General features: G+C 54.4%; 11 protein-coding genes and 1 tRNA gene. 11 read left to right on the forward strand and 1 reads right to left on the reverse strand.

The annotated features are described in order from the left end of the window. The first annotated feature begins 26 nt into the window (after positions 1 to 26). The 9 genes from ACZ1G5_RS03835 to ACZ1G5_RS03875 all read left to right on the forward strand — a co-directional run bounded on the left by ACZ1G5_RS03835 (position 27) and on the right by ACZ1G5_RS03875 (position 8,312). Positions 27 to 116 (forward strand) — tRNA-Ser (locus tag ACZ1G5_RS03835). A 324-nt stretch (positions 117 to 440) separates the two neighbouring features. Continuing rightward, entirely contained in the window at positions 441 to 1,349 is a 909-nt protein-coding gene (locus ACZ1G5_RS03840) for a LysR family transcriptional regulator (RefSeq protein ID WP_472731596.1), read from the forward strand. A gap of 106 nt (positions 1,350 to 1,455) precedes the next feature. Then, entirely contained in the window at positions 1,456 to 2,619 is a 1,164-nt protein-coding gene (locus ACZ1G5_RS03845; protein WP_472731597.1) for an ABC transporter substrate-binding protein, read from the forward strand. Between the two features lie 53 nt (positions 2,620 to 2,672). Beyond that, positions 2,673 to 3,662 carry an ABC transporter ATP-binding protein gene (locus ACZ1G5_RS03850; protein ID WP_472731598.1) on the forward strand — a complete coding sequence of 330 codons (990 nt, stop codon included), beginning with the start codon at positions 2,673 to 2,675 and terminating at the stop codon, positions 3,660 to 3,662. Next, the gene (locus ACZ1G5_RS03855) at positions 3,655 to 4,572 is read left to right on the forward strand and encodes an ABC transporter permease (RefSeq protein WP_472731599.1); all 918 of its coding nucleotides are present in this window, start codon (positions 3,655 to 3,657) and stop codon (positions 4,570 to 4,572) included. Before ACZ1G5_RS03850 ends, ACZ1G5_RS03855 begins: the two co-directional genes overlap by 8 nt. Further along, complete coding sequence (locus tag ACZ1G5_RS03860; protein WP_472731600.1) at positions 4,562 to 5,365, forward strand: ABC transporter permease; 804 nt, start codon at positions 4,562 to 4,564, stop codon at positions 5,363 to 5,365. The genes ACZ1G5_RS03855 and ACZ1G5_RS03860 overlap by 11 nt, the downstream gene beginning before the upstream one ends. A 15-nt stretch (positions 5,366 to 5,380) precedes the next feature. Next, complete coding sequence (locus ACZ1G5_RS03865; protein ID WP_472731601.1) at positions 5,381 to 6,805, forward strand: gamma-aminobutyraldehyde dehydrogenase; 1,425 nt, start codon at positions 5,381 to 5,383, stop codon at positions 6,803 to 6,805. Between the two features lie 97 nt (positions 6,806 to 6,902). Next, the gene (locus ACZ1G5_RS03870) at positions 6,903 to 7,685 is read left to right on the forward strand and encodes a helix-turn-helix transcriptional regulator (protein ID WP_472731602.1); all 783 of its coding nucleotides are present in this window, start codon (positions 6,903 to 6,905) and stop codon (positions 7,683 to 7,685) included. 102 nt (positions 7,686 to 7,787) lie between these two features. After that, on the forward strand, positions 7,788 to 8,312 hold the full coding sequence (locus ACZ1G5_RS03875) for a YbhB/YbcL family Raf kinase inhibitor-like protein (protein WP_472731603.1): 525 nt from the start codon (positions 7,788 to 7,790) through the stop codon (positions 8,310 to 8,312). A 70-nt stretch (positions 8,313 to 8,382) separates the two neighbouring features. On the opposite strand, the gene ACZ1G5_RS03880 is transcribed toward ACZ1G5_RS03875, so the two are convergent. Continuing rightward, positions 8,383 to 8,523 carry a hypothetical protein gene (locus tag ACZ1G5_RS03880; protein WP_472731604.1) on the reverse strand — a complete coding sequence of 47 codons (141 nt, stop codon included), beginning with the start codon at positions 8,521 to 8,523 and terminating at the stop codon, positions 8,383 to 8,385. A gap of 336 nt (positions 8,524 to 8,859) precedes the next feature. Between ACZ1G5_RS03880 and ACZ1G5_RS03885 the strand changes: the two genes are divergently transcribed. Both ACZ1G5_RS03885 and ACZ1G5_RS03890 read left to right on the forward strand, forming a co-directional pair. Beyond that, positions 8,860 to 10,236 carry a substrate-binding domain-containing protein gene (locus tag ACZ1G5_RS03885; protein ID WP_472731605.1) on the forward strand — a complete coding sequence of 459 codons (1,377 nt, stop codon included), beginning with the start codon at positions 8,860 to 8,862 and terminating at the stop codon, positions 10,234 to 10,236. 88 nt (positions 10,237 to 10,324) lie between these two features. After that, a complete protein-coding gene (locus ACZ1G5_RS03890; protein WP_472731606.1) occupies positions 10,325 to 11,824 on the forward strand; it encodes a type IV pili methyl-accepting chemotaxis transducer N-terminal domain-containing protein in 1,500 nt (499 codons plus the stop codon). Positions 11,825 to 12,508 lie beyond the last annotated feature (684 nt).

Consider the following 12,508-nt stretch of genomic DNA (forward strand, 5'->3'; position numbering starts at 1 on the left):
AGTTTGTTCCTGCTAGACGCGTCAGCGGAGACGTGGCCGAGTGGTCGAAGGCGCTCCCCTGCTAAGGGAGTAGGCGGGAAACTGTCTCGAGGGTTCGAATCCCTTCGTCTCCGCCACCCACCATTTTTGTTCAGTTGTGTTGGTCGCAATGTCGCCCTTGCTGGGGCTGTTTTATGAGCTTTGATCTTCCCCCTCACGTCCGTTTTGGCCGCTCGCTCTGTTCAGGTTTTGATCTTCCCAAATGCGCCTACAGATACCATGCGCTGTATCTCAGGGTCGACAAGCCCAAATCTGCCTTTGCAAAAGTTCAAAAACCATCGTTTTCCACTATGCATCGAGGCGAATGCGGCATAGGCAAACCATCGGCAGAACGCCCTTTGTCATCGCCATTGCATCGTTGAAATTGGCCAACTACAACTTTGGTTCTGAGGGGAAAGCAATTGCCGTTTACACTCAAGCAGGCGAAGTATTTTGTTGGTGTTGCTGAGCATGGTTCGTTCAGCCGGGCCGCGACAGAATTGGCGATTTCCCAAAGCACGCTCACCGAAGCTGTGAAGGATCTTGAAGGACATCTGGGTCTCAAGCTCTTTGAGCGGCGCAGGCGCGGCGTTGAGATGACCCATCAGGGGCATGTCTTCATGCGCCACGCCAAGGCCATATTAGCCGAGATCTCAAATGCTGAGCTTAGCCTTGGTGGCAAACATAGCAATTTGTCGGGGAGCATTAACATTGGTGTGTCGTCGCTGACCTCAGGCTACGTCCTGTCTGATCTGTTATCACGCTTTCGCAGAGCCCAGCCGGAAATTGAGGTGAGCGCAATTGAAGATACGCCCGAGTATCTGGAACATCTTTTGGTCGGTGGCGAACTGGACATTGCAGTTATGTTGGTTGATCGGCTTCGCAATCCGGCAGCCCTTCATTCGGAACTATTGGCGGTGTCGCCTTACAGATTGTGGCTCCCGCTTGGGCATCCTTTGAGCTCACTTGAAAGCATTTCGCTGGATGACCTTTCGTCTGAGCCTCAGATTGTTTTGAGCGTGGAGGAAATTCAGGATGAAGCGGCCCGGCTTTTGTCTAGTTTTCCGACCAAGCCGCGCGTTGCATTTCGTACACGATCCGTCGAGGCCGTGCGGTCCTTGGTAGCAAGCGGAGCTGGTATTTCGTTCCTCCCCGATCTGGTCTATCGGCCGTGGTCTTTGGAGGGCGACCGGATCGACAGTCGCGACGTCTCGGCTCAGTTGCCGGTGATCCAAGTCGGTCTGGTGTGGCGACGTGGCGCGAGCGTGTCAGATGCCACTCGCACGTTTCTGTCAGTGGCACAAAGCTTTCACGCGCCACGACTTCGTTAATTCGGAAAATCCGATAATACCCCTCGGAAAATTGAATTTGCCTGAATTAGATGGCTCCGACATTGTTCATGCAACAAAGACATCACTAAAATGGGGAGTATGCATCATGAGACGTATTTTGAACTCGACTGTATCGGCAGCCGTCTTGGCTTCGGTCATAGCTCAGCCATTGGCTGCAGACATGGTAACTGAAATTGGTGAGGGCGAAGGCCAAGTGAATATCGTGGCCTGGCCGGGCTATATCGAGCGCGGCGAAACCGTCGATACCTTTGACTGGGTCACTGGGTTTGAAGAAGCCACCGGTTGCATGGTGAACGTCAAAACCGCCAATACCTCTGATGAAATGGTCGCTTTGATGAACGAGGGCGGTTTTGATCTCGTGACGGCCTCTGGCGATGCTTCGTTGCGGATGGTCGCGGGCAACCGTGTTCAGCCCATCAACACAAGTCTGATCCCGAGCTGGGACACCATTGATGACCGCCTCAAAGAAGCGCCTTGGCACTTTGTCGACGGCACCCACTATGGAACACCCTATATGTGGGGTCCAAACATCTTGATGTACAATACCGAAGTCTTCGGAGACACGCCGCCCGAGTCTTGGAACGTCGTCTTTGAAGAGATGACGCTCCCCGATGGGGCGTCCAATGTGGGGCGGGTACAGGCCTATGACGGACCAATCCACATCGCCGATGCGGCGCTATATCTGATGACGCACCAGCCAGAGCTGGGGATCGAAAGCCCATATGAGCTGAACCAGGACCAGTACGATGCGGCGCTTGATCTGCTGCGGACGCAACGCACGCTGGTTAGTCGCTATTGGCATGACGCGTTTATCCAGATCGATGACTTCAAAAACGAAGGTATGGCTGCCTCAGGTTCTTGGCCATTTCAGCGCAACCTGTTGCAAGGCGACGGCGCGCCTGTGTCGAGTGTCTTTCCAAAGGAGGGCGTGACTGGTTGGGCCGATACAACGATGATGCACATCGATAGTGAAAACCCAAACTGTGCCTACAAGTGGATGGAGCACACGCTGTCGTCGAACTTGATGTCTGACCTTTCGGTCTGGTTTGGTGCCAATCCTGCGGTGCCAGCAGCCTGTACGGACGGGCGCGGAATGCAAACGGCAGAAGGTTGCACAGCCAACGGCTTTGACAACTTTGCGCAGGTAAGTTTCTGGACCACACCCGTCACCCAATGCGAAAGCCAGGGCGAATGTGTGCCTTACTACCGATGGGTCTCTGACTACATCGGTGTGATTGGTGGACGGTAACTGAACTTTTCCTGCATGGTGGAGCAACCACTGTGCAGGGCATCGGGCGAGATATGACAGCAGCAATTAAATTTTCGGGCGTTTCGCGCCACTTCGGAGACGTGCGCGCAGTCGATAGGGTGGACCTTGAGATCGCGGAGGGCGAATTCTTTGCCCTGCTTGGCCCGTCAGGGTCAGGCAAAACAACCTGCCTGCGACTGATTGCCGGTTTTGAGCGGCCCAGTGCTGGTTCCATTTCGATTTTCAGCGAAGATGCCACACAAGTCCCACCCTATCGCCGCCCAGTGAACACCGTGTTTCAAGACTACGCCTTGTTCCCGCATTTAAACGTGCGTGACAACGTGGCGTACGGGTTGATGGTGCGCGGCGATGGCAAGTCTACCCGTCGGGCCGCAGCCGATGAAGGGCTCGCATTGGTCGCGCTGGAAGGCTTTGGTGATCGCAAGCCGTCGGAATTGTCTGGGGGGCAGCGACAGCGCGTCGCCTTGGCGCGGGCCTTGGTCATGAAACCTAAAGTGCTGCTCTTGGACGAACCACTCGGCGCTTTGGATCTCAAGTTGCGCGAGCAGATGCAAGGAGAGCTGAAGTCCTTGCAACGACGCCTTGGCATTGCGTTCGTTTTTGTCACTCACGATCAAGGCGAAGCGCTTTCTATGGCGGATCGCGTCGCGGTATTCAACGATGGCCAGATACAGCAAGTTGGCAGCCCCGAAGATGTCTATGACAGACCGCAGACGCCCTTCGTCGCAGACTTTGTAGGCGCATCGAATGTGCTTCCCGCCGACATCGTACATACTGTTACCGGAACGCGCGCTGCGGCCAGCTTGCGTCCAGAAGCCATCACACTGGGGTCGGGCCCGCTTGATGGCGTGGTGGAAGCACAAGCTTTCCTTGGATCCGCGACGCGGATTGAGGTGCGTTGCAATCAGCAGATCATAAAAGTGCTGATCCCCAAAGGGGGTGCTGTCCCCGGCGTTGGTGAGGCGGTTCAAATGGGTTGGGCAGCCGGTGCGTTGCATTTAATGGACGGCACACATGGATAGGGCAAAAGGTTCCCCCCTGTCGGATGCGCTGTGGCGACGCCCTAACTTGCTACTCTTACTGCTGGTCACGCCCCCATTGCTATGGCTTGGGATCGTGTACATTGGGTCGCTTTTCGCGCTGCTGGCACAGAGTTTCTTCTCGATTGATGAGTTCTCAGGCCTCATCAACTACGAATTCACCTTAAAAACCTACGGTGAACTCTTCCGCGCCTCGAACTTTGATATTCTTGTACGCACGATCGCAATGGCATCCGCTGTCACGATAGGTGCCGCGATCGTGGCCTTTCCCATCGCTTACTATGCGGCGCGCTATGCGCGAGGAAAATGGAAGGCCGTTTTCTATCTGGGCGTCATGCTGCCGCTATGGTCAAGCTATCTGGTCAAGGTCTATTCATGGAAGTTGATCCTTGCCAAAGAAGGCATCCTAAACTGGCTTTTCGAAACATTGCACCTTTCGTGGGTGCTAGAGGCCTATCTGTCCATCCCCGGGATCGGCGGCAATTCCTTGTCAGTGAGCTGGACCGGAACTTTTCTTGTGTTTCTCTATGTATGGTTGCCATTCATGATCTTGCCAATTCAGGCATCTCTTGAACGGGTACCGCCGTCGATGCTCGAGGCTTCTGGAGATTTGGGGGCAAAGCCCGGCCAGACACTACGCCACGTGATCCTACCGCTGGCTTTGCCGGGGATCATCGCAGGGTCGATCTTTACCTTCAGCCTTACCATGGGGGATTACATCATCCCACAAATCGTCGGCACGTCGGCGCGCATGATCGGACAGGCCGTCTATCAGTTTCAAGGCACCGCCGGCAACATCCCTCTGGCAGCGGCATTTGCCGTCGTCCCCATCGTTGTCATGGGCATCTATCTGACCTTAGCCAAACGCGCGGGGGCCTTCGATGCACTCTAAAGCCTCTCTTGGGTTGAAAATCGCAGCAGTCGGCGGGCTGTTGTTCCTGCATCTGCCGATCCTGCTGATCTTTGTCTACGCCTTCACGACCGAGGACAAAAGTTATCAATGGCCGCCACCTGGCCTGACCCTGCAATGGTTCGAGGTGACCTGGAACCGCCCGGATGTATGGCAGGCACTTAGCCTGTCGCTGCGGGTTGCCAGCATCTCGACACTCATTGCGATCATTCTTGGGACGCTCTGCGCAGCTGCCGTCGCGCGGTCAAAGTTCTTTGGGCGCGAAACCATTTCATTGTTGGTGATCCTACCTATTGCACTGCCAGGGATCATTACCGGTATCTCACTGCGATCAGCCTTCAACATCGCAGACATTCCATTCAGCACGTGGACCATCATCCTTGGTCACGCAACATTCTGCATCGTGGTGGTCTACAACAACGCTGTCGCACGTTTTCGGCGAACCTCCAGCAGCTTGATCGAGGCCTCCATGGATTTGGGCGCAACCTATTGGCAGACCCTGCGCTTTATCATCTTGCCAAATATGGCAACGGCTATTCTGGCGGGGGGTATGCTCGCCTTCGCGCTTAGCTTTGACGAGGTCATTGTCACAACATTTACCGCCGGGCAGCAACAGACCCTACCCATCTGGATGTTGGAAGAGTTGGTGCGGCCGCGCCAGCGTCCCGTCACCAACGTCGTGGCCATGGTCGTCGTGCTTGTTACGTTCCTGCCGATCCTCGGCGCTTACTATTTGACCCGTGGAACCGAGACGGTCGCGGGTCAGGGCAAATAAAAAGGGAGATCTCTTATGGAAACCAAAATGCTGATCGGAAGCGCCTTCGAGGCGGGGACCGAGAACGAAGAAACCGTATTGAACCCGCGCACCGGCGAGGTGATCGTCAAAATGCCCGAGGCAAGCCCAGACCAGATCGACCGGGCTGTTGCCGCGGCCCGCGCTGCATTCCCAGGCTGGGCCAAGACCACGCCCGCAGATCGCGCGACGCTCCTGCTCAAAGTCGCCGATGCGGTTGAGGCAGATCTCGACAACCTTGCCGCCTTGGAAGCGCTGAATTGTGGCAAGCCGATCAATGAGGTGCGGGGCGAGGAAATCCCCGCGGTTGCCGACTGCTTTCGCTATTTCGCGGGGGCGGTGCGGAACATGCACGGGCCGGTCGCAGGCGCCTATATGGAAGGGCATACCTCCATGATCCGGCGGGATCCCATTGGTGTCGTGGCCTCGATTGCACCGTGGAATTACCCCATCATGATGATGGCATGGAAACTCGCGCCAGCACTGGCAGGTGGCAACACAGTCGTCCTGAAGCCATCCGAGCAAACACCGCTGACCGCCTTGGCCTTTGGCAAGATACTGTCCGACATTCTGCCCGAAGGCGTGGTGAATGTTATCACAGGGCAAGGTAGCTCTGTTGGAAATACGCTGGTGAACCATCCAGACGTTGACATGATCTCGATCACTGGCGATGTGGCAACGGGCAAGAAGGTTCTTGTTGCTGCCTCCAAAACCGTAAAGCGCACGCATTTGGAACTGGGCGGGAAGGCACCCGTCATTGTCTATGGGGATGCAGATCTTGCACGCACGGTCGACGGATTGAAGGCTTTCGGCTATTACAATGCGGGGCAAGACTGCACAGCTGCCTGCCGCGTCTACGCCCATGCCAGCATCTATGATAACTTCGTTGCAGACCTCAGTTCTGCCGCTGCAAGTATCATCTACAACAACGCCGATGACACCGTGAACGAAATTCCACCATTGATATCATTGCGTCAGCGGGACCGCGTTGCCAGCTTTGTGGAACGCGCATCGGAACAATCACACATCGAAATCGCAACTGGCGGCAAATCAGTGGATGGGTCTGGGTTCTACTATAGCCCCACCGTGATTGCAGGAGCGCAACAAAACGACGAGATCGTGCAACGCGAGGTCTTTGGCCCAGTTGTGTCCGTCACACGGTTCACTGACGATGACCCGGTCATAGATTGGGCAAATGACAGCCCCTACGGCCTCGCGTCGTCCGTCTGGACAAGTGATATAGGTAAGGCGATGGACGCTTCCGCAGCACTGCAATACGGCTGCACTTGGGTGAACACACACTTCATGCTGGTCAATGAGATGCCACACGGTGGCCTAAAGCAATCTGGCTATGGCAAAGACATGTCAATGTATGCATTGGAGGATTATACTGCGGTGCGGCATGTTATGATTGCGCATTGACTGAGCTTATGATGTCTGGGAAACGCGCGGTGAAATCTGTTTCCGTCGCGAGGGTGCAGCCTCTATAACGCTGCACACCAACACCCAAGGACGTACCGTGGACAGCAAAGTTTCGATCTACCCCATCACGCAGGCGACTACGGCCACGTTCACGGAACTCTACTTTCGCCTCACGTTTTTCTTCTTCATCAGACGCGGCAGCAAATATGTGCTGACCCCGTCGCAAGGCGAGATGTTGGGCGAAGAAGGCGATCTGATGATCTTCCCGCCGGGGTCCATGGTGACGATGGAAAACCGCCCGGTGATGGAAGGCGACTATCGCGCGCTGGGCGTCAGTTACTCACACGATCTGATCAATGCGGTGTTCTCTGATTTGCCGAAATCGGACGCCGCACATGGCGTGCAGATCGTCCGCGCGGCTGAACACAACCCGTCTGATATTCTAGGCCTGATCCAAGACACTTTGGACAACAACGCCTTACCGGTCACCATCCGGGATCACCGGTTGTTGGAACCACTTTTATGGCTGCGCGAACAGGGCTTTCAATTGCCAACACACGTCGAAGACGACCCGATCAGCCAAGTGCGCAGCCTGATCGAGTCTGACTTAAGCCATTCTTGGATGGCGGAAGAAGTCGCCGAACATTTCGCCATGAGCGAAGCGACGATGCGCCGCTGGCTCTCCAAAAGCGGGCAAGGTTTTGCCAAGATCTTGCTGCACACGCGATTGGAACATGGGCTCAGCCTGTTGCAAACGTCCGATGCCCAAGTCTCGGAAATAGCACTCGATTGCGGGTTCAAAACACCGTCGCATTTTTCTGACGCATTCCGCAAAAGGTTCGGGATTAAGCCAAAAGACATTCGTTTGGCGGCAGATTGATCGAAATCCGATAATTCTTGATTGGGAGCCGGAAGCGGCACCGCGTTGTGATGGCTAAGTTAGTCTCATCAACAACAAACAATCCCAGAAAGGATTATCCCAATGACACGTAACGTTTTCCTCGCCGCCGCACTGGCATCGACACTGGCCGCACCAGCCATGGCTGATGGTTTCACACTGACCAGCCCAGATATCGCTGAAGGTCAGCAGCTGAGCTCTGATTTCGTCTTTCAAGGCTTCGGCTGCGAAGGTGGTAACACAGCTCCTACACTGGAATGGTCCGGCGCGCCTGAAGGCACCGAAAGCTTCGCCGTCACCGTCTACGACCCCGACGCACCAACCGGTTCCGGCTGGTGGCACTGGTTCGCCTTCAACATTCCTGCGGATGTGACGTCGCTGCCCGGTGGGGGAGAAGTGAACGGCGTGCAACTGACCAATGACTACGGCGCGGAAGGCTTCGGTGGCGCATGTCCTCCTCCCGGTGAAGTTCACCGCTACCAGTTCACCGTGCATGCTTTGGGCACCAAGCTTGAGATTGACAATTCGGTCAGCAACGCACTGGCGGGCTTTATGGTGAACGCGAATAGCTTGGCCTCGTCAACCATCACGGCGATTTACAACCGCTAAAACAATGCGCCTCGGCACGTCTGCCGAGGCGCTACCCCCAACATTTGCAACAGGACCAATCCCATGGACATTACTCTGAAAGCTTGGCAAATGGCGGGCCGAATACGTAGCTTGGCATTGCGAATGCATGCCAGCCCAGAACGAACTGTAACGCACCCAGCTTGATTCGGTTGAAATACGCGTCAAACAGCATCGCAAGCTTGATCATCATCCTATTGAGCTTCCAAGGCACCGACGGAAATTTCACCTTACATGCGGTGCTGAGGCTTCATCTTGGTGGTCGTGTTTTCTGCGTTGCCCGTCCCAGCACCACGGTCAAGTCACGAGCGGAAAGTTCAAAAACCTCAACAAGTTAGAAGTGTTCTGTCGCGCCTCGACCTCGCGAAACCAGAGATCAGGACAGGTAGTCCAATAGACTATTGCAACACCAAAAGACTATTTTTTGAGCAAAGTTTAGCCATTTTTGAATCCATATTGGTTTTTAACGTATAAAAACGCAAATAAGATCAAACTGAAGATTGGCGAGTTACGCGTTTCCGCATCTCGAATGGTCTGTCGCGGAGAAGCATGTCCAGAAATTGACAAAATCAATGCAGCAGTAACACTTGCCGGCTCCGACACGCTGGCCCAAGGCCTGATGCCGTTGGTGTTCCAAGGTTATGCAAATACGCTCGGCGCCGAAGCAAGCACGCGGAACGGATCCGTAGCGGGTCAAACCTATGTCGAAACTGTTGCAGACTCAGGATTTGGTGAAGATCTTTCTAGCTATCTGATCGTTTCCAATTCTTCGAGCGAAGCGTTTGAAGCCCTTCGCGACAAAACGGCCGATATCGCCCTCTCTTCCCGGCGGATTACCCGCGATGAAGCCAAAGCGCTGCGCGCAGCAGGCGCTGGCAACATGGTTAGTCCAGAAAGCGAGCGCGTTGTTGCTGTCGACAGCCTTGTCGTCATCGTTCACCCAGACAACCCGCTGTCGGTTCTGAGCATTGCCGATATTGCCGATATTTACGCCGGTCGCATCACGAACTGGCAGCAACTTGGTGGCCCTGACAGCCCAATCAACGCGCTTTTGTATGATGAGGGATCAGCATCACGCGCGATCTTTGAGCGGACACTCTCGGCCGACCAAGGTCTCAATTTTGCGGGCGGCCTGTCCATAGCAGGTGATGATGACGAAATGGCCGCACTCGTCAATCGTGATCCGAACGCTATTGGCTTTGTCGGTTTTGCATTCCAGCGTGGAGCCAAAGCCCTCAATATCGCAAACGAATGTGGCATGGAGATCGCACCTACGCGCTTTAGCGCAAAGGCCGAAGAGTATCCAATGAGCCGTCGCCTGTATCTCTATAGTCGCGACGACACCGTGTCGGATGAAGCCGTCGACATCCTGAACTTCGCGCAGTCGGAACTCGCTGACGGCGTTATCGCTAAGGCCGGATTTATCGATCTTGGTATCGAGAGCCAAGCGCAGGATTTCCTGATCGAGCGGCTGCAAAATAACATCGCGGCAAGCAGCGACGACTTCGAAATTCGCAACATGAGCAACTTGATGACGGAGATGGCGGAATGGGACCGCCTGTCGACCACAATCCGCTTTCCAACCGCGTCAAGCCAGCTCGACCAGAAAGCGCAGAACGACGTCGGGCGCCTTGTGAGTCACCTGCAAAACTATCCAGCCGGAACAGAGGTTGCGATAGTCGGGTTCACAGACAGTGTTGGCCCGTTTAGTAACAATCTTGCACTGTCTTTTGATCGTGCGGAACAAGTGGCCGTCGAAGTGCAAAATGCAATCGGGGATAGCCTTGAGAATGTGAACTTTGTTGTGAAAGGTTTTGGTGAAATGTCACCTGTTTCCTGTAATACCAACGAAGCCGGTCGGGCGATCAATCGTCGTGTGGAGGCATGGATCAAAGTTCCGGAATAGTGGCTCTGACATCCTGACACTGTGCCGGGTAGAGTCAGATTTCTGATACACCCGGTTCTAAACGACGAAACGAATTGAGGAACATTCCATGATCAAGTTGGTATCAAAAATCCAAGATATGCTGGGTAATACGCCGCTCTCTGCCGCAAAGTCAGTGGATAACGGAAGTCTGCGAACGACATCGCGCATGGCAATCGTCACCGCGCTTGCACTGGCTTTTCCGCAAGCCGCTGTTTCACAGGCCACGGCCGACACAGGCACCATCGCCGGTTTTGATGGTAGTTCTGCACGAATTAACCTTTCCGGGGAGCTGCGGACACTTACCCAAGAACTCGCTGCGGCGGCCTGTAGATATAACGCAGGATATAGTGTTGAGGCCTCGGCGCAGGAACTGGTCAAGATCATTGACGAGTTCGACGGTATCACACGCGCCTTGCGTGATGGTAACCCATTGTTTGCCATACCAAACGCCGAGACCAATAGCCGGATTTTGCGAGGTCTTGATGAACTGGATGTCATCTGGGCAGTGTCGAAGCAGAGTGCTGAAAGTATCATTGCAGGGACCGATGCAGCCGAGCAAGTTGTGCGTCTGGCATCGAATATGTCGCTGCAAGAGGAAGCCACTGAGCAACTCGCATCAGAATTTATCGCGCAATATACCAATCCTGCTGAATTGCTGTCTGCGAATGGCTTCACCATCAACATTGCAAACCGCCAACGCAAGATTGTACACCAGATTTCCAAAGAGATCTGCGGCGTTATGAGCGATCAAGATGCCTTCGGCTCAATATCGGATGTCGAAACATCAATTGGGCTCTTTGAAAATTCGCTATCCGCACTTGAAAATGGTGCTGACAATCTTGGCATTATTGCGCCTCCCAACGATCTGGTCGCTGATATGGCACAGCAATCGCGCACATTGTGGGACACTGATATGCTGGACGTGTCGTTGTTGACGTCATCCACCAATAGTGCGGAAGAAATTACACTGGATCAGACCAACAAGAACAAGATCATGGCGGGTTACATGGATAACCTCGTTACTCTTTATATGATTGCTGCCCCAGGACAGGAAGAACTCTATTACGCGCCCGTTTTGGCCTATGCTGAACGAGAACTGCGTTCGTGGACGCAGCACGCTCCGCTTGTCGCACGTATGATCGCCCAAAACGCTGAATATTCTGAGCTGACAGAAGAAGAAATTATTCAGCTCGATGAAACCTGGCGGGCAGAGGCGAAACTTGAGGGCGATCGCCCATGGGTGGAAAGCCTGGTCAATTCAGAACTCTCTGATTGGTTGCGCATGCGGATGGGTGAATCCGGTGGCACAGTGACGGAAGTATTTTCGTTCGATGCCAAGGGACTCAACGTGGCGCAAGGTCATGTCACCACCGATTATTGGCAAGGTGACGAAGAAAAATGGGAGAAAACCGTTGGTGAGAATAGTGATGTCTTCATCAGCGAAGTCGAGTGGGATACGACAACCCAATCATATCAGGCACAGGTAAACATGTCTGTGCGGGCCCCTAACAGCTCAGAGATCATTGGCGTGATTACTTTTGGAGTGAATGTGCAATCATTCCTGTAAATGGCGCCTTCTTGTATTCCGGTGGAGCATTTGATGGTCAGCGCCGGGATCAGGTATGGTTGGTTGCATGCGAAGGCCAAAGACTGACAATTAAAGATCGGCTTTGGCCGCGCTGCCTTGCCGCATGCTCACCTGTACTTCTTTCTCTAGGACCCGAAACGCCGCGATCTGGCGGATTGGGTTCTCGGTCAGTAGGCTGCCTCTAGCTCCTCGCAAGCCAAACGCACGTGCCGGAGGAACCGTTTGGCCCCACAACCATTTGAAAGCAGATTCCGCGCGATGCCAGCTATGCCTCCGCCCCTCGTTGCGTCCTTGCCTATACGTAAATCGCCCACTTCGCTTCGTTCGTCGAAAGTCGTTTGTCGACACTGCGCCGTTCGCACGATGGGACACTTCGCGTCATCTTTTTGTTTTCAATTAATCCGCCAGCATGTGTTTGCGGCGGGCATCTCGCGCAAAAAAAATCGCGTATATTGAGGTGGTCGCTGCGCTCATCCGCCATGGCGACGATCCGCAAAGACCGACATCGCGCAACCCTGACAGCGACAGTTTTGAGTTCGCCGTACCCTTGTTGCGCCCGATCAGGCGGTCCGGGTTGTCATTGCGCACCCTTCTTAACTTCGCGCTACCGCACGCCTTTGGGGCGCGCGCTATCAAACATCGGTGTTTTTTCGCCGTTCTGAT

The organism is Yoonia sp. JB2-21 (assembly GCF_055693545.1).